Genomic DNA, 26247 nt, shown 5'->3' with positions numbered 1-26247 from the left:
CCTTCTGAGTTATGTTGCAGGAATACAATCGTCTTCTCTTTTATATAATTTTGAATAATACCCTCTTTTGTTTATCAATTCAGAATGATTTCCTTCTTCCTTGACTATCCCATTATCCAAAACAACTATTTTATCGGCATTAACAATGGTACTTAACCTATGAGCTATTAAAATAACCGTATGATCCTTCACTATCTTATTTATAGAACCCTGTATCAACGATTGTGACATATTGTCCAGAGCGCTGGTGGCTTCATCAAATATCAAGATCTGAGGATTCCGCAATATAGCCCTTGCTATAGAAAGGCGCTGCTGTTCTCCTCCTGATAACTTCATGCCTTTCTCTCCGACAACTGTATCATATCCATCAGGAAGCTTCATAATAAAATCATGCGCATTTGATATCATTGCAGACTTTATAACATCTTCTTCTTTTGCTCCTTCAAATCCAAATATTATATTTTCTTTAACGGACGCATGAAATATAAATGTATCCTGGCTTACAAAACCAATCCTGCTTAGCCAGGTAGTCTTTTTATATTCTCTGAGGTCAACACCATCGACTAAAATAGCCCCTTTTGTAGGGTCAAACAGCCTCGCAAGTAAATTCACTATGGTCGTTTTGCCGGAACCAGACTGGCCGACTATGGCTATGCATCTATTCTTGTCAAAAGACACAGAAATATCTTTTAATACTTCTGACCGGTCCGGATATGAAAAAGAAACACTACGAAATTCTATTTTCTCATTAAATGAACTCATGCATCTTGTGCCATCTTCTAAATATGTCATCTTCTCGTTGCTTACTGAATAAAGTGTTTCAAATACAGCGAGACTGCCCATGATCTGCATTTTCATACTTGTTATAAGACTCAAGGATGGCATAACTCTTTGGAATGCATAGGCAAAAACGCCAAGAAGAGGCAAATTCGAAACCAAACTCTGAGGAGAAAATTCCTTTACGATTATTAAAGATATGCCTAATGCGCTGATTGCGAATATCTCTAACGCGCTTACAGGCATGTTAATCCATAGAGTATCCTTTTTCGCTAATTTAAAATACTTATTCATCGCCCCATGAAATCCGGATATCCATCTTCTTTCGCCTAAAAATAGCTTTATCTGCTTTATGCCGTTTATCATCTCGTTTAACAAAATACTCTGTTCTTCTGTTGCCTTTACGCGTCCTATGCCTATAGAATATGAAATCTTTCTGGAAATATTCCTAGTAAAAAAGTAAAAAATTCCTCCGATAATAACTACAGCGCAGCTTACTGGAAATGACATAGAAAATAATATCATAATTATGAAAAAAATCTTTAATATCTCAGTGGCTAACTGTGGTATAAGCTTTAAAACGCTGCCCAATTCCGAAGGAGCGCTAAAAACCCTATACACAATCTCGCCCTGCTTATGCCCTAAAAAATACCTGTAATCAGCGTTTATATAATTATAAAATAATCTCTTTTGAACATCATCCCAAATTTTATAACTTGCAAAGGCGTTTAACCCCATATATAAATACCTGAATATATTTTTTAAAATTACGATGGCTACCACAATAATACAAGCTGATATAAATGTATCTTTGGCAGGTACGACAGATATTAGTAAATTAAGAAACTGTATGATCTTAGACCCTTCTCCTGTGGCCATACCGTCTTTTATTACAGAATTTATAATAGGAAATAAAACTGCTATATTTAAACCTTCAAAAATAGCGTATAATGCGGAGCATATTAAAATGCCAAAAATATAGCTTTTATAATTTTTCAAAAAGAATGCAATTGTTTTTAATTGTTTATATTTCATTTTCTCCTCAGAAGATTCCAGTTTAAAGGTGTCCCTCTTTTTATATCTCTTTTTGCACATTTGTCTAAAAAATATTCTAAATATTTCGGTTTAAGGCCGAGGCCAGGCCTGATAGATCTTATATTATCATAACAAAAAGTTTCTCCTCTTTTGATATCCTTGACAGCGAACAAAGAACGTCTAAAAATACGACTTTTTCTTTCTGCGATAGTCAAGCCATAACTAATCTTTCCGATTGCCTTTTCAGCAAAGGCATTTATAACCGACTGAATATTCCCCATGCCGTAGTCTATTACTCCTATCATGCTGTTTCTCCTGAAAAATGCATCTTTGTCACACCATTTTTTTCTTCTATCTTAGTAAAACCTGCATTATTAAAAGATTTCACAGAAGAAGTATTTTCTGTCTTTACTGAAGCAGCGATCTCTTTCACGGTCTTTTCGTTTATGAGCTTGATGCATGCTTCTCTTATAAACACCTTCCCTAATCCTTGTCCGCGGTACTGCAATGCCAGATTTATACTTATCTCATAACAACCCTCTTTGGTCTTATCAAAACGAATGACACCTATTTTTCGATGCGGCTTGATCTCTCCTATATAAAATACCCTGTTAGAATCTGCAATTACCCTTTCGAACCATATATTGTGTTTTTCGATGCTTATGTAATTTTTATTAAAACTCATCCCTCTTGTGGTTTTATCATTTCTCCACGAAAAAAGATCTTCCCTGTCAGACTGTTCTATTTTTCTAAGCACTAAATCCGTCATTTAAGAAAACATCTCCCATTGCAGAATATCGTCTTCTTCTATGTTTTTCGCGGCAACCCGTCCTATCAATTCATTCATTGATTTTACCGCTATGCCGTAACCAGGCCTTTTAACTTCAAGCATCTCACGGGTTATTTTTACACCTTTAGGGATATTACAGGCCGCCACAAGGCTTCGCCTCCCTATCCGATATAATTCCTCTTCTGATTCAGTCTTTTTCTTTTCAGGAGAACCGAGAAATTTTTCAGTATCCCTTATAGCCCCTACCATATCTTTCAGTTCCTGCGGTTCCAAAGCAAACGGATGGTCAGGCCCTTGAAGTTTTCTGTCCAGGGTAAAATGCTTCTCTATGATACACGCGCCTCTGGCAACAGCGGCTATGTCAGAAGTTATACCTAAAGTATGATCTGAGAATCCTACAGGCACTTTAAAAATCTCTTTCATAGTATCCATGGCCCTCAGGTGCAGATCTTCATATCTTGGAGGATAATTTATTGCACAATGTAATAATGCTACTTGTTTATTCCCGGTCTTATAAATAATATCTAAAGCATCTTTAATATCAGATATATCGGCCATCCCCGTTGACAAGATGACCGGTTTTCCTGTTTTTCCAACTTTCTCGAGCAAAGGCAAGTGGGTTATCTCAAAAGAAGCTATTTTATACGCTAAAATATCCACGGCCTCAAGCTCATCCACGGCTTTCAAGTCAAAAGGCGTTGACATAAAAATAATGTCTCTTTTTAAACAATACTGTTTAAGTTTGATATGCCATTCCCTGGGCATTTCTATTTTTTTTATCACATCCCATAAGGTTTCATCTCTGCTGCTTAGATTTTTATTCCTTAAATATTCCGGCTTTGGGGTCTTCTTGGAATAAAGAGTCTCGGCGCTGTAAGTCTGGAATTTAACGGCATCAGCTCCGGCATCCTTTGCGATATCTATGAGCTTAAATGCCTGCTCCAGTTCTCTATCATGATTGCTTCCTGCCTCAGCAATAATAAAACAAGGATGGCCTTCTCCTATGGTTCTATTTCCTATTCTAATAGTCTTCAATTTAATGCTCCTATTATTTTTTCAGCAACCCTTTTTGCGCCTCTGCCGTCAATAAGGGACTGCCCTGATTTTTTCATTTCTTTCCTTACTACTTTACTCGTGACATGCAATAAAGCATCTTCTATATTTTTAAACAGATTCTCGAAGTTATACCAGCCGCAAAATTTTAAAAAACCTATCTTTTCCCACCCTTTTAAATTATTAAGCTGATTATCTGCAACACACACACCAAGAGCAGGAGTCCCTACTCTTGCAAGTTCATAAAGGGTCTGACCTCCCGCAGAAATAGCAATATCAGCCTCCTGCATCAGTCTTAAAACATAGTCGATTTTCTTATCTCCTTCTATTGTATTTATAGTTGCATCAGGAAATATCTTTGATGTAAAATCTTTTACTTTAGATGTCATATTTTTAAAATCAGTGCCTCCAAAAGAAATAAGGATATTTTCGATGTTTTCTTTTGTGCTCTTTTTATCTATATTAACAAATTCCTGCCGCATAGGCATGAATTCCGGACCAAGTAAATAAGTTATACCATCTGATTCTATAAAACCCATGTCTTTTGCGTAAACAGCTCCGTTCAAAACCATCCCAGGTGGATATTCTATTCTTTTATTGTCATCTATAGAGACCAGAAGCCGTACTGAATTCTTGATTTCCAAATAAACATCTTTGTTTAATATATATGAATCGACTATCGCGCAATCAGATCCTCTAACTAATCTTAATATATCCTCATTATTTTTATATATTTTGAAATTCTTGCCTTTTATCTTTTCTGCTGCGTTAACATCATCATTTATTATGAAACAAACTTCTATTCTTTTCTTCTCAAGTTCTGAGCGCAATCCTAAACAACGGGTTATATGCCCAAATCCTACGTTTCTTCCGCCTTCAGTAATAATAACTATTTTCATTTTACAGCTTTTTGCTCCACAAACTGATTAAGCGCAACCAGATCCGGCCTTGAATCAAGCAGGTCAACAACCTGCCTGTAACCAAACTGAGCGCCTTTATTTAAAATATCGTATATGGCCGAAACTAACTCAAAGTCCTCTACTGTATCTACTGTAACTCTGTATTTTGAAGAATCCCTGTCGTCTTCATAATTAAGACATCCCATATTTTCATAGATAAAAGGGGTAACATGTTCCCTTTGATACGGCTTAACAGCTTTTTCTGAGGCCTTTTTTAAGCTTTGAAAACTAAACACCTCTATATCAAACCCCCGAGGATATGTCCTGTTTATAACATTTGACACATAATCTACCTGTGGGTTGTCAAGATAATATACTATCACATCATCAACCAGGGATGGATCTGTTAAAGGGCAATCTGAAGTAATTCTAACAATTATGTCTAAGCCATATTTCTTAGCTGCCTCGTAATATCTACCAAGTACATCTTCCTCGTCGCCTCTAAAACACTCCACTTTTAGCTTGCGGGCTAAGGCCTCAATAATATCATCATTCTTATTTATCGTTGTAGCAATGCTCAACAAATCTGTCTTTTTGCATCTTCGCAGCCTTTCTACTAAAATTTCCAGTATTGGTTTATTCAATATGGGCCTCATTGCTTTTCCCGGCAATCTGGTTGAGCCCATCCTGGCCTGAATAATGACTCCAACGCGCCTGCGAGTTTTTCCTGACAGAATATCCCGAAACAGGTCTATGCCTCTCTCATCCTGATATTCATCAAAAGCTCTTAACGTGCCCTCCGGAATATTTTTTAATGGGTTTTCCTTGCCTATTAATATCTTTTGAATCATTAACAGTATTTTTTCTGGATTATCGAATACTATCGCGTCTTTAAAGGCCTTTGAAAATGGATGGTCGTATTGCGCCTGATCCAGATACATGCCCTGAATCCCGCAAATGATAGCTATCGTAGCTGAACTGGTCATGCCCTGCGTCACCACTATATCGGATATTCCTATAACCTCCATAAAAGACCACTTATCGGAAGTTATGATACGAACATTTTCCATCTTTTCCAGCTTATTTTTTATATCAATAAACTTCTCTAACAGATTTCTTGATAGATTGTCCGCTCTGGATAGATCTTTGGGCTTTATCAATATGACATTATCTCTTTCTGTTTGTTGCGCCAGCCTTAATGCTGTATCCCAGAACGTTACATAATTATCCCCTGTCATCTTGCACCTGCCGCCAAAGCTTTCGTCAAAAAAAGTTATTACCTTACCTTTTACCTTTATGCCTATCTCGTTTATAACCTTGTCTCTGTTAATAATCGCCTCTTTGATAAATTTTTTAAAAACATACCCCATAGGTTTCAAAATTTTATCATCGATTATTGCATCTTCAGCATGCGCTTTGCCCCACAACAAAAGACCATCGCACCCTAAGTATGAAAATAGAAACTTATTTATAGATACGGCGTGGTCAGACAAGTGCATTAAATAGTATTTTGTACCATAATTCTCGCATATAATTGCCTCTGCAATATGACCGGCAGAAAAATAATTATGCCCTAACTCAGAAACTACCTCATAATTAGAAAATACTTTTTCATATGGCATGGCGCTGTATATAAAAGACAGATAAACGCTCCAATACAACGAAAAGTTACTGGAATACATTTCTTTAAATAATGCAATACTGGCTGAAATAATATATTTAGGAATTATTCGCGATAAAAAAGAGTTGATTCCTAATGGCAAGGATGAGAGATCGAAATGGGCATAAGGGGATTTTTTTGCATCATGATATCCTTTCAGCCTGCCCTTCTCCTTAGGAATCCCTCTTGAAAATAAAAGAAACTCTTCTTTTTTAATCTTATTGTCGTCTATAAAAAAATCGTCGTGAAGATAATTTCCGCCAGTATCATATAAGCCCCATATTGCTTCGCGCATTACTTTGTATTGTTTTCTTTTCCCATATATCCTCAATCCTTTAGATAAGCTAAGATAAAAAATACTTAAAGATTTCAGCGAAATGCTGAAAATTTTCTGCAATAAATTTGCCTGTTTTTTCCATTTTATCTTAGACATTAAACCGAATCTGGAATAATATTTCATAATTCCAAATCTGCTTAAAGGCATGTCTTCTAAAACTAATTCCTCGTTTAATTGTGAATGATATGATAAAAAATCATCCAGCATGCTGAAAAAATCCCATAAATAAGCCACTATCCACCTTTTTAATAAAAGTTCAAAACGGCTGGTTCTAAAAATCCTGTTCATTCCTTTAATAAAATATGAATCCAGTAACTTATTTTTTTGAACAAATTCATTAGCCATATCAGCTATATTTGAACCAGCCCACTCGAGATATTCCGGCCGCTTTTGTGTTTCAACAGAGCTGTAATGTTTTGAATTTAATTCCATCATTAAATCCTTAATTAACAAAATTTTCATAAGCTATTTGCAGCATCTTTAACAGCGTTAATTACTCTTTCAACCTGATTAATAGACATAACTGGATAGAGAGGCAGGGTTATTGTTTTTTTATAATACCCCTCTGCTTTAGGGCACAGCCCTTTCTTATATCCCAACTTTTTATAATACGGGTGCAGATAGATCGGGATATAATGAAGATTTGCTCCTATGCCTCTGCGCCTGAGCCTGTCAAAAACCATATCCCTATTCCTCTTTATACACACAGGAAAAATATGCCAGCTCGATTTAGCGTATTTCCTCTCAGTCAAACAGGTAATATCGTTGATATCACTGAAACTCTCTTTATACAAACCTGCTATCTTTCTTCGCATTTTCACAAAAGAATCAAGTTTCTCCATCTGGCTCAATCCCAGAGCGCACTGGATATCCGCAATCCTGTAATTAAAACCGGGAAACTGCATCTCATAAAACCATTCAGGCTTATTCTTATCTAACAGCATCTTTTTATCGCGTGTGATACCATGTGTCCTGAACATGACCAATTTATCATACAGGTCTTTTCTATTGGTCAGTACCATTCCGCCTTCGCCTGTGGTTATATGTTTTACCGCGTGAAAACTCAAAATCGTCATATCTGAATATTTTCCACAGCCTGTTTTATTACCCCTATACTCTGCGCCTAACGCGTGGGCAGCGTCTTCTATAACCACAAGCCCGTACTTAGAAGCAATTCTTTTTATCTCATTCAATTCCGCAGGATGCCCTGCAAAATCCACAGGGATGATGGCTTTTGTCCTTTTTGTTATTGCCTTTTGAATCTCACAAGGATCTATCGCTATAGTATCTTCAAGTATATCCACAAATTTCGGCGTACCACCGCAATACAAAACGCAATTGCTTGATGCCGCAAAACTTATCGGTGATGTTATGACCTCATCCCCCTGCTTAATGCCTGATACAAAACATGCCGCATGTAAAGCTGACGTGCCTGAATTCAAAGCTACGGCATACTTTGCGCCGCAATAGTCCGCTACCTTTTTTTCAAATTCATGCACCTTCGGACCTTGCGTCAGATAATCAGATCTCAGAACATCTGCAACCGCTTTTATATCGTCAGAGTCCACTGACTGTCTCGCGTATGGGATAAATCTTTTCATATCTATGCCTTTTATGTCAGGTTCAAAAATTTCTTTAACCTCTCGCCCTTAAGCCAATCTTTATTATTATTACTGGCGTACCTAAAACCATCCGGTACTCTTTTCCCTCCCGAATGATTCTTATCTTTCCACCAGGGAAAACTGGGCTTTACTATATAATAATCTTTAAATTCCATTGCATTCCTTGCATCATCTTCTGAAACCATGACTTCGTGAAGTTTCTCACCTGGTCTTATGCCGACTGACTTTATCTTGCATCTAGGCCCGATAGCTCTGGCTAAATCTATGATCTTCGTGCTCGGAATCTTTGGCACAAAAAGTTCGCCTCCGTGCATCAAGCTAAAACACTTGATAACAAACTCTACAGATTGCTCAAGCGTGATCAGGAAACGTGTCATCCTATCATCTGTTATCGGAATAACTCCACTTTTTACGCTCTCGGTAAAAAATGGTATGACACTGCCTCTGCTCCCCATTACATTACCATATCTGACAACGCTGAATCTGGTATCTGCTTTTCCTGAATAAGCATTCCCGGCGATAAACAACTTATCCGAACATAGCTTGGTCGCACCGTAAAGATTGATAGGATTACAGGCCTTATCAGTACTTAATGCTATTACTTTCTTTACGCAACGCTCTACCGCAGCATCTATGATATTCATCGCGCCAAGGGTATTAGTCTTCACTGCTTCTGCAGGATTATATTCCATCGCAGGAACATGCTTAAGCGCAGCAGCATGCACTACGAAATCAACACCTTGAAAAGCAACAAGCAACCTATCCTTGTCTCTTACATCCCCTATAAAAAATCTTATGTTTTTATATTCTTTAAAATGCTTTTGCATCTCATACTGCTTAAATTCGTCCCTGCTGTAAATTATTACTTTCTTAGGCTTATATTTTTTAAGCACTATTTCCGTAAACTTTTTTCCAAACGACCCTGTTCCGCCTGTTATTAATACAGCTTTGTTATTAAACATAAGTATTCCCTCCTTATTGATAATTACAACCTTACATCTTCTTTAACCTATTTGAAACTATCTGCCAAAACAACAAATCCTCACTATTGTCTGCTTTTATATGTTCTCGCCGAAAATTGTCATAACAATTTTTATTCACTAAAAATTCTTTCTGAAAATCAATTTGTCTGTCTTTATCTATAAAAATAGGTCTTTTTCCATAGCATTTGGCAGTCATCTTGATCTGACAACCTTCATAAGAACTATCTATATCTGAATAAGTGATAAAAATAATAGACTTATAAAAAAGATTGGCAAAATTAAGAGACGTACTGCAATGAGTCAAAATTAACTTGCAATCCCTTGTGAGCTCTACCGTCTTACCTCTTATGCATTTCCTGCCATTAAAATAATCAGGGAAGTTTTCATAAGTCGACCTTGGATGAGCTGCTATAACCACTTCAAGCCCTGTTTCCTTTTCTACGATATCAAAAAAATCATTAAGTAATTTATAATATATTTCCGGTTTAGCCGGTGAAGGCCTGCCCATTAGGATAAAATCAGAATGAAAAGGAAGAAATTCATCCAAAAAAACAGCAACAGGTTTCTCTGCAAAAATATTGTTTTTATTTTCTAAATATAAATCATAATCTAAAGAATGAATCTGTATATTTTCAGTATGCTTATCAGCAGGATAATGATTATCAGCGCACTTATTTCCTCCAAGCAGGATCAACTTGGGTGCTCTTACTCCAATACAACGCGGTGGTAACTTCATAAATAGTCTTTTCCAAACGCTAGGATATCTTATGCTGGCCAATTGCTTAATTACTTTCAGCAATTTAGAAGATATTGTAGACTTGCTAATTTTAGATATCGGAATGATATTAATATGACAAACCGCGTAATCTGCAGATGATTTGCTTAGTGCCCTGTAAATTTCAAGGCCTTTAAAATTATAAGCTATAAAATTTATAACAAAATCACTGTGTGATAAATTGGATAATTTGTCACACATTTCAACCTTATTATCTAATATAGTCAATTTTTCATACTTAAATGCATCAGGAGGCGAGTATATCTTTGAAAAACTAGAGTATAAAAGAGGGCTTAAATCCCACACTTCTACATAAAATCCATCTTTCTCTAGTATTTCAATTCCAAATCGCTTATAATCTCTTAAATTAAAAGGCGACTCGATAAGAAAAATTACTCTTTTAATCATTTGTTCCCTTCTTTGTGAAATATTTATCATATAATAAAAATTCTGCAAATTTAATATCTATTTCAGAATCAATATCTACTGATCTCTCTGTCGGCATTATATAAGCATAGGTTTTATTGCCAAAAAAAGTCTTATGTGATTTTATGTAATCCGCATAGGCAATATAAATTGCGCCGTTTAATCTATAAAACAACGGTAATTCTTGTCTATTTTTATTAACTATTCGTTTATCCAAAAAATTTTTCATACATCCATTCTCGGGCAAAATATTTGCCCAAAAAGGATGGTGTTCTGTTTCACAAACTGAAACAATAGCACTGGCATTTTTTAAAAATATAGACTCTATCGCTTTATCTATATCCACTGATCTCCTAAGAGGAGAAGTAGGCTGAAGCAATATTAATAAATCATACGGGGTATTGTTTTTTTCCATCCATTCTATAGCATGTACAGCAACGTCAATCCCCTTGCTATCATCTTTCGCTAATTCCCATGGCCTTAAAAATGGCATATCTGCGCCATACCTTGTCGCCACCTCGGATATTTTCCTATCATCCGTTGAAACAATTACCCTGTCTATATATTTGCTGTTCTTCGCCTGTTCAATTGTCCAAGCAATAAGAGGTTTTCCGGCAATGTCTCTAATATTCTTTCCGGGTAACCTCTTTGAGCCCCCTCTTGCTGAAATTAAAGATAAAACCTTTTTCCCTTGAATCATGTTTTCACCCATTCATTAAATTCCGTCAACGTCTTTCTGTACTCCTCCCACTGCCCCACATCCATCCACGATTTTCCAGATACAGGATAAACTCCGACATTTCTTCCCGCTTTTTTAATAGCATGGATCAAATCCGTAATATGGAAAACTTTATTCTTAGGAATAAAATCTAAAACTTTTTTACTTAAAACATACATGCCTGTATTTGCCAGAAAATCATATTCCGGTTTTTCAACTATCTTCTTCAAAGATCCCGGATTATCAATTTCAACGACTCCATATGGCACCTTTAAGTGCTGCATTGAAGCGATTAATGTTATATCGTGTCTTTTTTCTTTGTGAAATCTGTATATGTCACTGTAATCCGCCTTGATAATAGCATCGCAATTTGTAACAAAAAAATCCTCAGCTATGTCTTTAGGTAAAAACTGTAACCCTCCTGCAGTGCCAAGAGGTTTCTTTTCCTGAATATAGTTAATTTCATAACCCTTTCTTACGTTGCTGAAATAAGTCTTAACCATCTCAGATTTATAGCATAAAATCATATAAAAATTCTTACACCCAAATCCGCTAAAACGATCCATGATTATCTTGCTTACAGGATCTTCCCCTATGGGAATCAGGGGTTTAGGCAATATCCTTGTAAAAGGATTTAGACGCAATCCTTCTCCTCCTGCCATTACTACAACAGGTATATTTAAATTGTTTCCATTTTTTTTCTTTTTCTGAAAAATATCTTCCCAAAAAAGTATATCGATTACTCTACGTTTTCTGTCTATTACAGGTAACCATTCTATTTTTTCTTTGATCATGAGATCCTTCACTGCTTCTAAATCATAATCTTCCTTGACGAAAAAAGGATTAGAATTGAACACTTTATCTATTTTTTCGGATAAGACTCCTTCGTTCAGTATCCATCTTCTCATATCCCCGTCCGTTAAAGAGCCTAATAGCCTCATGTTTTTATCTACGAGAAATAAAATTTTTTCACCTGCCTGATCCATTCTTTTCATGGCATCTTTTATGGTAAGCCTTTTATTGACCAAGAATAAATTGATATTTTCTCTCATTTTTTTGGGATTATTCTTTTTTGTCATATAATACACTGCCTCCTGTCAAACAAATAACTCCTAAATTCATAGTTTTGTCTCTTAAGAAACTTGGTGCTTCAGCTTCCATTTTCCGTTTGCTTTTACCCATAAATGCGGCTGTCTAAAACTATCAACAACATTCCAAAAATCATCTTCAGTTAAATCAAGATATTCCAAGGTTTCCTTAAAATATTTTTTCGGAAGCTCTCCATCATAACGCCTTACAAGGTTGACTCCTTCATCCCTGGTAATATGCCCATCTCTGATTTCATGAGCAGCATCAGACATTGCCCTGCCTATACCGAATTTTATAAAAGCCATATAATAGTGAAATCCGTCTGTTTTATCATCTAAACTGGCATATTTAGAATAAGTTCCTTCGGAACGCTCAGGATTAGCTTTAAACCCTGTGTTCTGTGAAGAATAATAATAGTTCTCCTGGGGGATCCATTTATGATAATAAGAATACCAATGCATCTGTATGTTAGCAAGTTTAAGCTCTTCAATAGATGGCGGCCGGTATAAAATTAGATCCGAACTATCAAAATCTTTTTTGCTAAAATAATCTTTGTTTTTCAACGCGTAATCTATGAGATTATCTATTGCTGTGCCTTTCCAATAAGCCTCTGCCCAATCTTCTAAAGGCATATATGATCTATTATTATTTTTAGGATTACCACCATATTCAGCTTCGCCATTTTCGCCATAAAATACAAGCTTTATTCCCAATCTTAAGGCCATGTGAAAAGGAAAACACATTTGTCCATAGATAAATGGTAAAAAGAGATCTCCTACTTCTTCAAAAGCCACCCTTGCAAGCTTGCGCTGTAACTTTCCGCTTGAAGAACCAAGAAGATTGTTGAATCCGGAATTTATAAAATTTTGCAAATTAGAAAATCCTATGTCAGTATATTTCAAAGGAGCCCATGTTATTGTCAAAGGGTGCATACCATATCTATGCTTTAATTGATGAGCCACATAAGAGGCATCTTTGCCTCCGCTACAAGGCACCAATACATCCCACTGACCGTCATTTCTGCGATGCTTATCCAGTAGTTTTAGCAATTCGTTCTCTCGCGTTTTCCAGTCTATTGTGTTTTTCTTCTCATCTGCATACCTGCATGCGCTACAGACCCCTTCCTCATCAAAAACAATCCGCGGTCTCTGGTTTGACATAACACATCTTTTGCAAAATTTTACATCTTTTGGTTGAATAGCGATCTGCTTCTCAAGCGTCTTCTCTCTTAAGGTTTTTGTGACCATTTTAGCTTCCTCTCTTACCTGTTAAAATTCAAAATTTACATCAAAAAAATGTTTTTTAATTATATCTTTTAAGTTATAGCTCTTTAATATCTCGGTTATTTTTTTCGCGGATCCGCTGTTACCATGAAGATTCTTTACGCTTCTAAGGGAATCCTGGAATTTTTTAGAATATAATTTACCAAATGCCCTGTTTATATCCTTTTGTATTGGAGCACAATCTATAATGCTTTTTGCCCTGATTCTACCTTTTTGTCTATCTCCTATATTTATAGTGCCTATCTTAAAACTAGGCGCTTCTATGATCCCGCTTGATGAATTTCCTACCACAGCATCGACAAATTGCATTGTTGAAAGATACTTTAATTGACCCATTGAAGTAAATGAAATAGCTTTATCAGACTTTCTTGATACATATTCATCAATCATTTTATTGATTATCCTGCCGTATGTATCGGCATTTGATTTTGTAAAAATAATATAAGTATCTTTTAACCTATCTAATGCTTTTAATAAATTATTAAACTGTATCTTTGAAGTATTATTCTCTAAGGTAACAGGATGAAAAGTAACTAATAAATTATGTTTATTAAATTTTAAGTTCAACTTCTTTTCCAGTGTCGCTTTTGACAATAACTTTATTTTGTTAATATTGTCCAATCCTATTGCCCCTACATTAAATACCCTATTTGGCTGTTCTCCCAATTGAATAACTCTTTTTCTGTATTCCTCAGTTGAAGTAAAATGCAAATGACTCATTTTGGTTATAGAATGCCTCATAGCATCATCGAATGCGCCTTCCGTAATCTCTCCGCCATGAATATGAGCAACGGGTATTCTTGCTATAAGCGCTGCGGAAGCTGCGCTAAAAATCTCAAACCTGTCTCCAAGCATAACTACAATATCTGGTTTGATCCTTTCATAAGCTCTTGAAATACCTCGCATAGCTAGCCCCATTGACCTTGAAACCCCTAAAGGCGTATCGGAAACAATAGATATGTTGACTTTTTCATCTATGCAAAATCCATCTCTTTCTATTTCTTTGTAAGTTAATCCAAAGTCAGAAGACAAGTGCATTCCAGTAACAATAAGACTCAACTTTAATCCGTTGGTATTTTTTATTTTTTCTAACAACGGTCTCAAAAGCCCATATTCTGCTCTAGAGCCCGTCACTACACAAATATTTCTTTTCATAGTTCTATCATCTCACCTTCATTAAAGTTTCTTTTGGCTTTCTTGCCGATAATATTATCCCACTCCATAGGGCTTATGCCTGATCCCGGCCTTTTAGGAATAATGCTTTTTTCAGTAAATATCTCATCCTTTATAATGCCTCTTGATGCAACTATACTTTTACGGACAACAACTTTGTTTTTCAATTCTGACTGCGATGCTCTTTTTACACCATCGCCCATGGCCTTTTCCGTATTCCTTATTGCTTTTGTCATTGCCTTCAACTCATCAGGTTCCAAAGAGGCCTTATGATCAGGTCCTTGCATATTTTTATCAAGAGTAAAGTGCTTTTCTATGACACTTGCTCCCATAGCCACTGCCGCAATCGAAACTTCTATACCGCAGGTATGATCAGAATACCCCACATTAACTCCAAAGGTATCTTTCATAGTAACCATAGCCTGCAAATTTACATCTTCAATGGGAGTAGGGTATTCTGTATTACAATGTAAAACTGTTATTCTTCCCTTTGGTGTGCCGAATGCTTCCAAAATATTTAATGCATTCTCTATTTCCTTTAAATCAGACATGCCAGTCGATAGTATAATTTCTTTTTTAAGACTTCCTATCTTTCTAATATAAGGCAGATTTGTTATCTCTCCCGAGGGAATCTTAAAAAGATTAAGCCCTAATTTATCAAGTAAATCTATACTTTCTGAATCAAAAGGCGACGAAAGAAATGCTATTTTATTTTTCTTGCAATAATCCAAAATTTCTAAATGCGCTTTCATATCCAATTCCAGTTTTTTTATCATATCAAAATGAGATTCTTCCTTGTCTGTTGTATCTTTCTGATATTCGGCTTTTGGCGCAGATTTAGTTATAATCTTTTCTGCCTTGAACGTCTGAAATTTTATAGCGTCAACATCTGCTTCTATTGCCGCATCCACCATCCTCTTCGCAATATCAACGCTTCCATTATGATTGACTCCGGCCTCGGCTATAATAAACACTTTATCCATTTTCATGCAACCTCTTTGCAGGATTCCCCGCATAGATGCCCGATTCATCAATTGACCTTGCGACAACAGAACCTGCCCCTACTACAGTATTTTTAGCTATATTGACATTATTCCCTATCACGCTGTTACTTCCTATAAATGTTCTTTCTTGGATACAACTTTCTCCATTTACAATACTACCAGTAGATATGTGACAATTATCCTCTATGATAACATCGTGTTCTACAATAGCATTTGTATTGATTATGCAATTTTTGCCTATCTTAGCGCCTGAATTTATAAATGCTTCATGCAATACAATGGTGCCTTCTGCGATATCAGCATGTTTTGAAATGTACGCCAGGGGAGAAACAATCACAGGCAAACATGCCTTTATTTTTTTTAACTGTTTAAATTTTTCCACTCTTTTACCAGGGTTTTTTATCTGGGCAATGGCTATTAAAAAATTTCTATATGTTTTAACCAGATCCCCAAGATCTTCATCGCAGGCTATTATTTCATATCCTAAAACTTTTTGATGCAGTTTTTCTTTTATATCGACTATACCGGCTATCCTAAACCTATCTTCAGATTCTATAACATCTATACATGCTTTGCAGTGTCCCCCTCCGCCTATCAATATAATATTTTCTTTCATTTTAATATCCTCGCAATAATTGCTTTAATGTATCGCAAACATAATACACATCATCTTCTGAATTAAGCGTCGAGCTTGGCAGACATAAGCCTTTTTCATATATCTCATAAGAATTTCTATATGTCTTTTTTTCTCTTTTATAAGGTGGGAATTCCGTTAAAGGCGTAAAAATTCTTCTTGTGGGAATTTTTTTATCTTTTAATTCTGCCTGTAAAGACCCTATATTTATATCTTTATCAAATCTAATACACGAAAGCCACCATGAAGCTTCCGCGCCTTTATATTCTTCTTGAAAATAGATAAACTTGACACCTCCTAGTTCTTTCCTGTATATATCATTAAATCTTTTTTTCTTCTTTAAAAATTCTTTCAATCTTTTCATCTGAGCAAGTCCTAAAGACGCCTCTATGTTCGTCATCCTGTAGTTAAATCCTACTTCAGGATGATAATATCCTCTTGATCCATCCCTTGCCTGATTTACTAAAAATTTTATATGCTCTAATCTTTTATTATTCCTGCCTACAACCATTCCTCCTCCGCCTGTCGTAATAATCTTATTTCCGTTGAAACTAAAACATCCTAAGTCTCCGAGTGTCCCCGCATACTTACCTTTATATTTTGCGCCCAAGCTTTCTGTCGCGTCTTCTATTATGAAAAGATCATATTTTTTAGCTATCTTTATTATCCTATCCATGTCACAAAGATTGCCATAAAAATGAACAGGAATTATTGCCTTTGTTTTTTTGGTTATACGTTTTTCTATCTCTTCGGGGTCGATATTCCATGTTTTTATATCAACATCCGCAAAAACAGGCTTTGCTCCTGTATACACAACAGGGTTTGCCGTTGCAATAAAAGTTAAAGCCGGGACAATCACCTCGTCTCCTTTACCGATCCCGAGTTCATGTAAAGCGATGTGGATTGCTTCCGTCCCGCTCTGAGTAGAAACAGCTTTACTTATGCGTAAATACCAGGCAAAAACATTTTCAAATTCCGTAATAAAAGGGCCGAAGGTAGACACATAACCACTATCAATCGCCTTATTAATAAATCGCTTTTCAATACTTCCCACATTGGGGGCATCTAATTCCATATTAATCCTACCTCACGCTAACAGCATCCAAATGCTCTTTATACCATTTATATGTATCCAGAATCCCTTTTTCCAACAGGATAACAGGGCTGTATCCGGTTAATCTTTCTACTTTCGATGTATCTGGACACCGTCTTACCGGAGAACCAGGGGTATCCAATAGCTCGTTAATTGTAATTTTTTTATCCATAATATGCGCTATCTTTAAAACAAGTTCTTTTATGCTGATTTCTTCTTTGGGATTTCCTATATGTAATATTTCATTTTTAGTATTTTCGCTTGTACATGCCTTAATGGTAGCTTCTATGGCATCATGTATAAAACAGAACGCTCTTGTATGATTTTGCGATGGAACATCAACTTTATTGCTTTTGTTAATCTTAATAAAGGTTTCTGGTATTACATGATCAAATCCCATTCGCGGACCATAAACATTGTGAAACCTTCCTATGGTTACAGCAATGCCATACTTTTTAGCGTAAACCAACGCTATTGACTCTCCATACATCTTGCTTAACGCATATGTGGTCCTGTATGCCGAGATATCCTCTATAGCTAATGGCACGTCTTCGCCCGTGGGGATACTGATAGTGAAACGTTTCAGTGTACCTGCATATATTTCGCTGGTAGATGAAAAAAATACTCTTTTAATGTCTTTTATTTTTTTAGCATACTCAAATACATTCAGCGTAGAAACAGCGTTTACGCGTAAAACCTTGTCAGGATCTTTTAAAACATTTTTTACTCCAATTATAGCGGCAAAATGATATATATAATTATAATTATTGGAAAGATTAAGAAACATTTTCTGATCTGTCAAATCCGCCTGTATAAATTCTACATTTTCTTTCTCCACCAACCTCTCCATATCAAGATCCATTTTTCCCCGAGATAAGTTGTCTAGTATAGTAATATAATTATTACTGTCCTCTGACAATCTCTTAGCTAAAAAATATCCTATAAATCCCGCTCCGCCAGTTATAAGAATTTTATTCATTGCCTTTAAATTTTCCCCAATGCCCTTTTCCTACACCTATTATAATTATTCCCTTTTTCGATAATTCGCTTGCCTTTTCATCATTAAAAATATTATTCGCGTCTACTATAACCTTTACGCCTTTAAAAATAGATAATATGTCCCCGGCGGACATATTCGAATAATCATTATGGCAAACCGCAAAAACCACTATATCATGATTTTTATTTTTCAAATTATTGATATTGCGATCTATATCGATATTTTTCTCCTGCCAGAAAGAAACTATTGAATCATGCAAAAATATCGTCGCCTCCTCCTCCACGCATTTATCATAAAAAAGTTCTGTGGGAGAGTTTCTTGTATCAGATACATCGCTCTTATAGCTAATGCCCATAATGGTTACGCTTCTTCCCTTTAGGCTGCCTATTTTATCTTTCAACAACGAAAAAGCGTACATTGGCATTAAATCATTTATGGATACTGCCTCAAGTGATATTCGAAGCCTGTTTTTTCCTTTGAATAAATTGGCATACGACCAATCTGCCAATAAGGGATCTTTTGTCAGGCAATACCCTCCGACTCCAAATCCAGGCAACATAATATTTTTATGAGTCGGCCTTTTTCTTATACTGTCTACTACCTCAAAAAGATTAACTTCCGCTTTCTGGGCGTATTCAGTCCACTCCTGTATAAAAGCAATATTCATGGCCCTAAAAGAATTCTCAAGTACCTTTGCCATCTCTGCTGCAGCAGGCGAATCCATCTCAAACAACGGGTAGTCTTTTGTATTGATAAATGTTCCTAGAAATTGCCTGATATTTTCTTTAGACTTTCTGTTTACCCCTGAATAAACCCTGTAAAAATTAGAAATAGAGCTCAGATAATCCAAACCAGGCATCACCCTTTCAAATGCATACCCTAGATATAATTTATTTATATCCAAACCTCTCTTTGAAAAACAATTTTTAAATATAGGAAAAATAATACTCTCCGTAGTTCCAGGAGGGACAGTAGTTTCTATTATAACAATTGTATTTTCTTTTATATTCTCAGCGATTATCGATATAGCTGTTTTATATTCTTCAAGACCGAAAAAACAGCCATGCGGATTTCCTATTTTTTTCTTCTTAATATCAAAGTTTATATCTACTATAACCACATCCGCCTTTGAGTACGCGTATTCACTATAAGTGGCCATAAGATTTTTATTTTTATAAGCATTTTTGTAAGCAATATCTAATTCGACATCCGAAGATACTATTGGAGACTTACCGATATTTGCCATGGCTATTTTCCAATAATTCTTTTGATCTGGCAAATCAACACCTATAACGTTATACAATAATCCGTCACTATTTCTTGCATTACAAAGAGCGGCAACCATTGCAGAACCGACGAATCCCAAGCCTTGTACCACGACAGTCTTTCTTTTATTGATAAAAGAATCTATTCTTTTCTGTTCCATCTTATAGTCAATCATATACTTAAATTCAACGCCATAAGAGGACTTCGATACCATAACCTTCTTAGCCATAACCTGTTATATCCTTATATTTTTATGATCAGCCCTTTTTCATTAAATTTATCTATATATTTTAAGACATCAGTAAATTCCAGATCTAGTTCCTCTGCTATGTCAAATACGCTTTTATCTCCTTCGAGCCTAAGCATAATCTGTTCCATATCCTGATTCAATTTTTTATTAACTCTCCAGTTAACCCATAACCCATATCCGGATAAAAATACAGGGCCTTTAAATTTCCTTTTAGGGATATAATCGCTGTCAAGGATATTGAGAATTTCTAAGATCAAATCTTTAGATTCGGTTAAATTTTCCTTTGAAATAATGCCGGGATTATCATCGCTGGTATGATATTCCGGGTAAGGAAATCTAGTAATAGATATCATGGGCATATTCACGCCTGGCCCGTTAAACACCATCTCATCATTTCCTGCGATTTTCCTGAAAGTACCTTCCCTGAAGCTTTTTAATTTTCTTTTCATTACATACCTGGCAATCCTGTCTAATTTGGTATCTCCCTGCCTGCTCAACTGAAGGGCGTGAATATTATTATTGCCTAGCATGTCCACAAAGATGCCAAATTTCAATTTCGGGATAATATTCTCATTCCGGCTTAAATACGCTATAGAGCCTATTGTTTCAGGGACAAGCAGTATCTTATAAGTATAATGCCTTTTTATCTCGCTCAATTTTTTGGCAATTTCTACAAGCGCGGAAACTCCTGTCAGGTCATCATTCACCATGGCCGGATGACAGAGATGAGCGGCTAAAACTATTATGTCATCAGTCTCTCCTTTAATAGTATAATCACCGACCTTTAGCGTCCCTTTTTCAAATCTTGAATCAATAAAAACCTTATATTTATCTTGCGTAAAATCCTTTAGCTTGTCATGCTGGATGCAAAAACCCCAATCCTTTTCATAATACTTGAATTCAAAAGGAATAGCCCCTGACCTTTTAGGGTTTGTATGCAAGTGTTTCATCAGCTCTTCTTTTGTAACAACCTTATCCACAGGCAAAGAATAGGAAACTACATGCAAAGGGTGATCTTTCAATTCAAGAAGCCTGTGGCCGTTTAAATCCTCTATATACGCTTCTTTTACTGCCCATTTCTCAGGAACAACCCATGTCCAGCACTTAGTCCCGGTCGGGATTTCATGGGTCTTGAATGGAATGATTTTTGAAAGGTAAGCCAGGGACTCATCGTATCCATCTGAAATCAGGTCCCGCCTCTTAAACCACAAATCCTCAATTATTTTTAACATCATTTATCCTATCCTGTATATTTGCCAAAAAAGCATATTTGTTATTCTTCAACATTTCAATGCCTACATTAAATACGTCTTTCGCCCTGCATAACAATATGCTGCTATGACCCAACCCGACCTTTTTTAAAAGGCCTCTTTTGAACAATTCATTTCCCAGGTATTCCATTTTATAATTAACATTCCTGTCAAGGTAGCGCGCGAAATAACAAAATTCTGAAAAATACGATTTGCCGCTTCCGTTTATTATCATTCCAGAAAAAATCTTATCAAACCTGTATTTTACACCAAACGCCTTTTCAACATAATGCGTATAGGTGATGTCAAAAGGCCTGCCGAATAGCATTAATTTCCCGTCTATTTTATGCAGCCTGTCAAACAGGGAATCCTCGCCAAAACATTCATTGCCTACCTTCTCAAGTAATTTTTTAGCATGCCTGCCTATTCCTGCGCAGGAAAAAATCGGTTCCGCACTTCTCACTGCCCTGTTTTTTCTTCTAACGTGTTCCGTAAAAATGCCCACTGTAGAAGGCGTGTTTCTGACATCAAAAACCTTGTTATTGCAAAAGCTATACGTAAACGTCGGAACTATCAGCGTCCCCTTTTTCCCTAAGACATTCAAAAATGCGTCCAATATAGAATCAAGAAAATTTTCTCTATTATGAATATCGCCTAATCTTCCAAAACGCCCTACATCGGAATGCACCATTACCACATCTCCGTTTCTCAAACCTGATTTTTTAAACGCGTCCTCTATGCCTTCACGGGTAATAGACATGGAATCATAATAATACAACGCCTTCACGCATCCTCCCTTACCATCACCTTTGCTTCTCCGTTAATTATTATGCTGTTATTCTTTTCATTATATATCGTTGTTTTGATAGAAATTATTTTTAAGCTGTCCACCTTTTGCGTAATTTCTCCTACAACTTTAATAGGGTCATTGGCCCTTAAAGGAGACTTGAACTGCAAATTTTGAGATAGGTACAGATTTTTTTCTCCTGGACAATACATGCCTACAAGCGTTGAAAAAAATGAAGCGGCAAGCATTCCATGCGCAAGTTTTCCTTTAAATTTAGTCTGCCCCGCGTATTTTTCATCTGTATGCAGTGGATTAAAATCACCTGTAAGCTCTGCAAATTTATTTACCATCTCCTCAGTAACAACAATAGAAAACTCCGCTTTTTGGCCCACATGGATATCCCTATATTCAAATACATTGGCTTTTTTAATCATCTTCTGTCATTTTGACGCCGTACCGTTCCAATGCCTCCTTAATGTCCTTTACTGTTTTCACGGAAACAATCTCATCCATTGTAAATTTTACATTGAATACCCTTTCAAGCTCCGAGGCTATCAATAACCCGTTAAAAGAATCCCATGTATCAATGTTATGAGGCCCTGAATCGTCCTTTATGGCTTCAATAGGCACATCCAATATTAGAGATAGTAAATCCTTTAACTTTTTAATCATATCCCTCGATTAACCAGAAAAGCCTTCAGGTCTTCCCTGGGAGACGTTATTTTTCTGCGCAGTATAGAACTGTACACATACCCCAGCTCCTCTTTAGACAAATATTTCTCTTGTATAGACAAAGCATGGTACAACCGTTCTTTATCGAGAAATATTTCTTTTAAATAGCACATAAATAATTTTTTAAACTCAAGGTTAGGCATGGTCGGGGTTTCTAATCCTGTAGTATCGTGGTATGGCATATAAATAGAAGCCATTAGTTTATCAGTGATAATGTTTTCTTTAACTGCTATATCAAACAATTCTGTTTTCGGAAAATACCTTACCCCAAAAAAATAAGGCATGGTGACTCTCTTTAAACTTTTTACAAAGTTTATGGTCTCCATTGCTTCTTCAACTGTTTCTGTCGGAAAGCATACCATAAAGAAAATTCCCACCATGATCTCTTTATCGCAGCAATATTTTATAGCATCTTCCAGTTTTTTAACATTAGCAGTTCTTCCGATTAATTTTTGAATCCTTTTATTTACGCTTTCTACGCCGAAAGATACCCATATAGTGCCTGCCTTAACCATCAGGTCTATTAAATCCCTATCAAGAATATCCCCCCTTAGCCCACTTGTAAAATACAGCCTTATCTTAACCCCCCAGGAAATAATCAATTCCAGCAAATCCGCAGACCTCTGCTTTTGAATATTAAAAGTATCGTCAACGATAAAGAAATCCCCTATCCCGTAAGTTTCATGAAGATATTTAATTTCTTCAAACACATTTTCAGGGCTTCTTGGTCGAAATAACCTTCCTAAAAAATTAAAGCAATACTTACAGCCGAACGGGCACCCTCTGGATGTCAAAAGCATTGCCTGCTTTCTTATGGTGTAGCCATAGCTTATCACCCTGCTGTACTTTTCTATGTCAATTATAGAATAATCAGGAAAAGGCAGTTCATTGATGTCTTTGATAAAATCGCGTTGGCCATTTATTATAATTTCTCCGTTCTTCTTCCTGTATCCGTAATTCTTTATGGATTCAAGCGGCTGTGATTTCAATAACGCCCCTATTATTTCCGCAAACGCCTCCTCCCCCTCGCCTACTATAATCCCATCCACCATGCTTTCAGACAATACCTTATAAGGCTCTGATGAAATAAAAGGGCCCCCGGCGTATACTTTTATACCTTCAATTTCGCTTTTTATTTTGTCAGCCAGTTTATAAAAATAATCCTTGCACATGGATAAGGCCCTGATACCGACAACTTGCGTTCTAAACGCTTTTAAATCAGCTATAATAGCGGATAAATCCGATTCATCTATAATAGTATTTATTAACTTTGTATTTACGGCTCCCGAAAATTTCATTTTAAGATAAGAACTGATATACATCAATCCTAGAGGCAGGGCAACCTGCTCTTTTATTTCTCCGGTTTTCCTGGCGTCAAGCCAGGGAGGATTTGCATCTATCAATGCAATATTTATTTTATTCACAAAATACCTTTATGAAATCAACCTCAGCGCAGTTAGAAGAATCGATATCCAATTCCCATTTCTGGACATCGGCATTGCCTGGAGATACTAATTTAAAATTATTATTCAGGTAAAAATCCTTTGCAGGCGCGTTTTTCTTCGTGGAGATAAACTCTCCTATTAACCTTTTACATCCTTCTCTTTTCACCTCCTGCACAATAAAAGCCAAAAGCGCTTTTTCTATCTCTCTTCCTAAAATCCTACAGCTCAGTAAAAAAGTGTCTATCCTACAGATTCCAGCGCCTTTTTCTACTATAATGACTCCTGTAATCCCATTATCACCAAATTTGTCCTTTACACTCACAGAAGCTACGAGATATCTACCGCTATCTAAGATATCCCTGATGTCTTTTTCTGAGTATCTTCTGGTAGTCATATTGAATTGATTCGTTTTCTGCGTGAGCTGAGAGATCCTAGGGATGCTAAAAGAATTGGCTTTCTGGACTGTCATTACGATATCTAACCCTTTAAGGTATTCCTTGATATCTTTCACATTTTTTTTATATTCGTTTCTTTTCTTCTGATCCGAATATATCCCGCCTTTTTTCTTATCCTCTTCTGTAATTTGACATGTATTAAAATCGTTCAGTTCCATCAAGGTTTTCGAATACAGGGAAACATCGTCAGGCAGTTCCACGACAGATACCTGAGGCAATACCTTTTTTACCATTTCTCTATTAATCTTATCATCATCAATAAATATCAAGCTATCCAATCCTATGTTTATGTCCTCTGCAATGGCTTTTGTATTGAATATCTTGTCATTCCAGTTCACCTGCATTGACGTGAAATGTTCCTCTTTTAAAACCATATAAGGGTGCTTTCTTATAACCTTAAGAACATCTTCTAAATTATTACGGCTATTTACAGCCAGCATAACCCCTCTCTCAAAGAGGCTAAGGATGTGTTTCTGAAAATCTAAAAAAGGTTTTCCTTCAGGGTCAGGCCCTAACTTAATCCCGTCAAAACCATCTTCCCCCACTGTCCCCCCCCAAAGGGTGTTATCCATGTCCAGCACAATGCATTTCTTTATAATCGACTTCATCGGCTTTATGAAGCCCATATATTCTTCGCATAAAGATGGTACAAGATCAAGGCTAATCTTGATGTCCCCCATATAATATAATTTATAATTAGCTATCTGCTTTTTACCATGTTTGGAGCAGAAAGAATCATAATCAAAAATAAAGACTTCACTATTATCCTTAAAACTTTTGGCAATCTTATCATTCAGCGTTCTAACCATTTCAAGAAATCCGAAATCTTGCTTATTTTCGAGAATCCCCAGGGGAGAATATACAGGAACTTCAAAATTATGAAAAACTATTTTTCCGGATACATTTTTAGATAATATTTTAATTAACTTTACAATAGTTCCGTGTTTTTCAGTAACCATCCTTATGCGCTCTTTGTCAGAAAGCCTGTAAGGAAAAAAGAAAACATCACCCAATAGTTTTACTATATCAATAAAAACTATTGTTAACTCCGGATCAAATTCATACAACCCGCTATTTTTATTAAAAGCCTCCTGTTCATACTGGCCATATGGAGCCTCATAAAACTCCGGCACTATCCCTGAATAAAAACATTTAACCCCAAGCGCCTCTTTTACCCCTGTGACTGTGAAACTATAAAGTATCGCGATTTTTATGGTTTTTTCCGCGCATATCTTTCTTTTCGCCTTCTCGGTTTCTATTTTTCTATGCGCCGCAAAGTAATCACTGATACTTTCAGGGTTTTTATCCGCGAGTATCTTATTTATGGTTTCCATTTTTAACCCCTAAGGCAAAAGCAATGGCTCTATCTTTAGAATGCGACAGGCTTAGTATAACCTTTATGTGACCGGCATTTTTATTATTAATATATGCTACAGGGACACCTTGGCTATTAATCAAAATCTCTACTTCCTTAGGATTTATAAGGTTGCCAAAACCACTGACAGCTTTAATCACTGCCTCCTTACCTGCAAATCTGGCTGCAAAATGAGGATAAGGATTTGGCTTAGAAAAACAATACTCCATTTCTTTTGGCGTATATATCAGGTCAAAAAAATATCTATTTTTTTTAAAGCTTAATTTTGTAAACCTATCAATATTTTCTATATCCACTCCTGCGCTAATTTCTTTAACATTTTCAGACAATGTCATA

25 protein-coding genes are annotated in these 26247 nt (G+C 36.1%); all 25 read right to left on the bottom strand.

Annotated elements, in window-relative coordinates; all coding sequences use genetic code 11:
* Positions 1-9: 9 nt before the first annotated feature.
* Genes P9L93_06730 through P9L93_06610 form a run of 25 tightly spaced genes read right to left on the bottom strand, consistent with a single transcriptional unit; the run spans position 10 to position 26246 of the window.
* A complete protein-coding gene (locus tag P9L93_06730) occupies positions 10-1812 on the bottom strand; it encodes an ABC transporter ATP-binding protein (GenBank protein MDP8230777.1) in 1803 nt (600 codons plus the stop codon).
* Complete coding sequence (locus P9L93_06725) at positions 1809-2117, bottom strand: SAF domain-containing protein (protein MDP8230776.1); 309 nt, start codon at positions 2115-2117, stop codon at positions 1809-1811. Before P9L93_06725 ends, P9L93_06730 begins: the two co-directional genes overlap by 4 nt.
* Positions 2114-2581, bottom strand: coding sequence for a GNAT family N-acetyltransferase (locus P9L93_06720; protein ID MDP8230775.1), 468 nt, complete (start codon positions 2579-2581; stop codon positions 2114-2116). The genes P9L93_06725 and P9L93_06720 overlap by 4 nt, the downstream gene beginning before the upstream one ends.
* Positions 2582-3637 carry an N-acetylneuraminate synthase gene (neuB, locus tag P9L93_06715; protein MDP8230774.1) on the bottom strand — a complete coding sequence of 352 codons (1056 nt, stop codon included), beginning with the start codon at positions 3635-3637 and terminating at the stop codon, positions 2582-2584.
* Positions 3634-4554, bottom strand: a complete 921-nt coding sequence (locus P9L93_06710; protein ID MDP8230773.1) for a glycosyltransferase — start codon at positions 4552-4554, stop codon at positions 3634-3636. The genes neuB (P9L93_06715) and P9L93_06710 overlap by 4 nt, the downstream gene beginning before the upstream one ends.
* Positions 4551-7013 carry a glycosyltransferase family protein gene (locus tag P9L93_06705; protein ID MDP8230772.1) on the bottom strand — a complete coding sequence of 821 codons (2463 nt, stop codon included), beginning with the start codon at positions 7011-7013 and terminating at the stop codon, positions 4551-4553. Before P9L93_06705 ends, P9L93_06710 begins: the two co-directional genes overlap by 4 nt.
* Complete coding sequence (gene pseC, locus P9L93_06700; protein MDP8230771.1) at positions 7010-8152, bottom strand: UDP-4-amino-4,6-dideoxy-N-acetyl-beta-L-altrosamine transaminase; 1143 nt, start codon at positions 8150-8152, stop codon at positions 7010-7012. Before pseC ends, P9L93_06705 begins: the two co-directional genes overlap by 4 nt.
* Before the next feature lie 11 nt (positions 8153-8163).
* Entirely contained in the window at positions 8164-9135 is a 972-nt protein-coding gene (gene pseB, locus P9L93_06695; protein MDP8230770.1) for a UDP-N-acetylglucosamine 4,6-dehydratase (inverting), read from the bottom strand.
* Between the two features lie 31 nt (positions 9136-9166).
* The gene (locus tag P9L93_06690; protein ID MDP8230769.1) at positions 9167-10339 is read right to left on the bottom strand and encodes a hypothetical protein; all 1173 of its coding nucleotides are present in this window, start codon (positions 10337-10339) and stop codon (positions 9167-9169) included.
* Positions 10332-11057 (bottom strand): acylneuraminate cytidylyltransferase family protein, encoded by a 726-nt coding sequence (locus P9L93_06685; protein ID MDP8230768.1) that lies wholly within the window; start codon positions 11055-11057, stop codon positions 10332-10334. Before P9L93_06685 ends, P9L93_06690 begins: the two co-directional genes overlap by 8 nt.
* Positions 11054-12154, bottom strand: coding sequence for a nucleotidyltransferase family protein (locus P9L93_06680; GenBank protein MDP8230767.1), 1101 nt, complete (start codon positions 12152-12154; stop codon positions 11054-11056). The genes P9L93_06685 and P9L93_06680 overlap by 4 nt, the downstream gene beginning before the upstream one ends.
* 54 nt (positions 12155-12208) lie before the next feature.
* On the bottom strand, positions 12209-13411 hold the full coding sequence (locus P9L93_06675) for an N-acetyl sugar amidotransferase (GenBank protein MDP8230766.1): 1203 nt from the start codon (positions 13409-13411) through the stop codon (positions 12209-12211).
* 21 nt (positions 13412-13432) lie between these two features.
* Positions 13433-14602, bottom strand: a complete 1170-nt coding sequence (neuC, locus tag P9L93_06670) for a UDP-N-acetylglucosamine 2-epimerase (GenBank protein MDP8230765.1) — start codon at positions 14600-14602, stop codon at positions 13433-13435.
* A complete protein-coding gene (neuB, locus tag P9L93_06665) occupies positions 14599-15603 on the bottom strand; it encodes an N-acetylneuraminate synthase (GenBank protein MDP8230764.1) in 1005 nt (334 codons plus the stop codon). The genes neuC and neuB (P9L93_06665) overlap by 4 nt, the downstream gene beginning before the upstream one ends.
* A complete protein-coding gene (locus tag P9L93_06660) occupies positions 15596-16240 on the bottom strand; it encodes an acetyltransferase (protein ID MDP8230763.1) in 645 nt (214 codons plus the stop codon). The genes neuB (P9L93_06665) and P9L93_06660 overlap by 8 nt, the downstream gene beginning before the upstream one ends.
* Before the next feature lies 1 nt (position 16241).
* The gene (locus P9L93_06655; protein ID MDP8230762.1) at positions 16242-17333 is read right to left on the bottom strand and encodes an aminotransferase class V-fold PLP-dependent enzyme; all 1092 of its coding nucleotides are present in this window, start codon (positions 17331-17333) and stop codon (positions 16242-16244) included.
* A gap of 7 nt (positions 17334-17340) precedes the next feature.
* A complete protein-coding gene (locus tag P9L93_06650; GenBank protein MDP8230761.1) occupies positions 17341-18330 on the bottom strand; it encodes a GDP-mannose 4,6-dehydratase in 990 nt (329 codons plus the stop codon).
* Positions 18323-19846 (bottom strand): nucleotide sugar dehydrogenase, encoded by a 1524-nt coding sequence (locus P9L93_06645; protein MDP8230760.1) that lies wholly within the window; start codon positions 19844-19846, stop codon positions 18323-18325. The genes P9L93_06650 and P9L93_06645 overlap by 8 nt, the downstream gene beginning before the upstream one ends.
* Before the next feature lie 14 nt (positions 19847-19860).
* On the bottom strand, positions 19861-21102 hold the full coding sequence (locus tag P9L93_06640; protein ID MDP8230759.1) for a DUF4910 domain-containing protein: 1242 nt from the start codon (positions 21100-21102) through the stop codon (positions 19861-19863).
* Positions 21083-21904 (bottom strand): AAC(3) family N-acetyltransferase, encoded by an 822-nt coding sequence (locus tag P9L93_06635; GenBank protein MDP8230758.1) that lies wholly within the window; start codon positions 21902-21904, stop codon positions 21083-21085. Before P9L93_06635 ends, P9L93_06640 begins: the two co-directional genes overlap by 20 nt.
* Positions 21901-22338, bottom strand: a complete 438-nt coding sequence (locus P9L93_06630) for a MaoC family dehydratase (GenBank protein ID MDP8230757.1) — start codon at positions 22336-22338, stop codon at positions 21901-21903. The genes P9L93_06635 and P9L93_06630 overlap by 4 nt, the downstream gene beginning before the upstream one ends.
* Positions 22331-22576 (bottom strand): acyl carrier protein, encoded by a 246-nt coding sequence (locus P9L93_06625; protein ID MDP8230756.1) that lies wholly within the window; start codon positions 22574-22576, stop codon positions 22331-22333. Before P9L93_06625 ends, P9L93_06630 begins: the two co-directional genes overlap by 8 nt.
* Positions 22573-24060: a radical SAM protein gene (locus P9L93_06620; protein ID MDP8230755.1), complete on the bottom strand. Its 1488-nt coding sequence runs from the start codon at positions 24058-24060 to the stop codon at positions 22573-22575. Before P9L93_06620 ends, P9L93_06625 begins: the two co-directional genes overlap by 4 nt.
* Entirely contained in the window at positions 24053-25870 is a 1818-nt protein-coding gene (locus P9L93_06615) for an HAD-IIIC family phosphatase (protein MDP8230754.1), read from the bottom strand. The genes P9L93_06620 and P9L93_06615 overlap by 8 nt, the downstream gene beginning before the upstream one ends.
* Positions 25854-26246, bottom strand: a complete 393-nt coding sequence (locus tag P9L93_06610) for a holo-ACP synthase (protein MDP8230753.1) — start codon at positions 26244-26246, stop codon at positions 25854-25856. Before P9L93_06610 ends, P9L93_06615 begins: the two co-directional genes overlap by 17 nt.
* Position 26247 lies beyond the last annotated feature (1 nt).

It is taken from the genome of Candidatus Gorgyraea atricola (assembly GCA_030765235.1).
Taxonomy (GTDB): domain Bacteria; phylum Omnitrophota; class Gorgyraeia; order Gorgyraeales; family Gorgyraeaceae; genus Gorgyraea; species Gorgyraea atricola.
Note: the sequence above shows the minus strand (reverse complement) of the source record. Positions and strands in the feature narration are given on the sequence as shown.

Excerpts from the sequence above, each read along its gene's own strand:
- pseC (MDP8230771.1), bottom strand. The coding sequence starts at position 8,152 with ATGAAAAGATTTATCCCATACGCGAGACAGTCAGTGGACTCTGACGAT.
- P9L93_06630 (MDP8230757.1), bottom strand. The coding sequence starts at position 22,338 with ATGATTAAAAAAGCCAATGTATTTGAATATAGGGATATCCATGTGGGC.
- P9L93_06655 (MDP8230762.1), bottom strand. The coding sequence starts at position 17,333 with ATGGAATTAGATGCCCCCAATGTGGGAAGTATTGAAAAGCGATTTATT.
- P9L93_06705 (MDP8230772.1), bottom strand. The coding sequence starts at position 7,013 with ATGAAAATTTTGTTAATTAAGGATTTAATGATGGAATTAAATTCAAAA.
- P9L93_06710 (MDP8230773.1), bottom strand. The coding sequence starts at position 4,554 with ATGAAAATAGTTATTATTACTGAAGGCGGAAGAAACGTAGGATTTGGG.
- P9L93_06625 (MDP8230756.1), bottom strand. The coding sequence starts at position 22,576 with ATGATTAAAAAGTTAAAGGATTTACTATCTCTAATATTGGATGTGCCT.
- P9L93_06615 (MDP8230754.1), bottom strand. The coding sequence starts at position 25,870 with ATGGAAACCATAAATAAGATACTCGCGGATAAAAACCCTGAAAGTATC.
- P9L93_06645 (MDP8230760.1), bottom strand. The coding sequence starts at position 19,846 with ATGGCTAAGAAGGTTATGGTATCGAAGTCCTCTTATGGCGTTGAATTT.
- P9L93_06650 (MDP8230761.1), bottom strand. The coding sequence starts at position 18,330 with ATGAATAAAATTCTTATAACTGGCGGAGCGGGATTTATAGGATATTTT.
- P9L93_06730 (MDP8230777.1), bottom strand. The coding sequence starts at position 1,812 with ATGAAATATAAACAATTAAAAACAATTGCATTCTTTTTGAAAAATTAT.
- P9L93_06720 (MDP8230775.1), bottom strand. The coding sequence starts at position 2,581 with ATGACGGATTTAGTGCTTAGAAAAATAGAACAGTCTGACAGGGAAGAT.
- neuB (MDP8230764.1), bottom strand. The coding sequence starts at position 15,603 with ATGGATAAAGTGTTTATTATAGCCGAGGCCGGAGTCAATCATAATGGA.
- P9L93_06680 (MDP8230767.1), bottom strand. The coding sequence starts at position 12,154 with ATGACAAAAAAGAATAATCCCAAAAAAATGAGAGAAAATATCAATTTA.
- P9L93_06685 (MDP8230768.1), bottom strand. The coding sequence starts at position 11,057 with ATGATTCAAGGGAAAAAGGTTTTATCTTTAATTTCAGCAAGAGGGGGC.
- P9L93_06690 (MDP8230769.1), bottom strand. The coding sequence starts at position 10,339 with ATGATTAAAAGAGTAATTTTTCTTATCGAGTCGCCTTTTAATTTAAGA.
- neuC (MDP8230765.1), bottom strand. The coding sequence starts at position 14,602 with ATGAAAAGAAATATTTGTGTAGTGACGGGCTCTAGAGCAGAATATGGG.
- P9L93_06725 (MDP8230776.1), bottom strand. The coding sequence starts at position 2,117 with ATGATAGGAGTAATAGACTACGGCATGGGGAATATTCAGTCGGTTATA.
- P9L93_06675 (MDP8230766.1), bottom strand. The coding sequence starts at position 13,411 with ATGGTCACAAAAACCTTAAGAGAGAAGACGCTTGAGAAGCAGATCGCT.
- P9L93_06660 (MDP8230763.1), bottom strand. The coding sequence starts at position 16,240 with ATGAAAGAAAATATTATATTGATAGGCGGAGGGGGACACTGCAAAGCA.
- P9L93_06640 (MDP8230759.1), bottom strand. The coding sequence starts at position 21,102 with ATGATGTTAAAAATAATTGAGGATTTGTGGTTTAAGAGGCGGGACCTG.
- pseB (MDP8230770.1), bottom strand. The coding sequence starts at position 9,135 with ATGTTTAATAACAAAGCTGTATTAATAACAGGCGGAACAGGGTCGTTT.
- P9L93_06610 (MDP8230753.1), bottom strand. The coding sequence starts at position 26,246 with ATGACATTGTCTGAAAATGTTAAAGAAATTAGCGCAGGAGTGGATATA.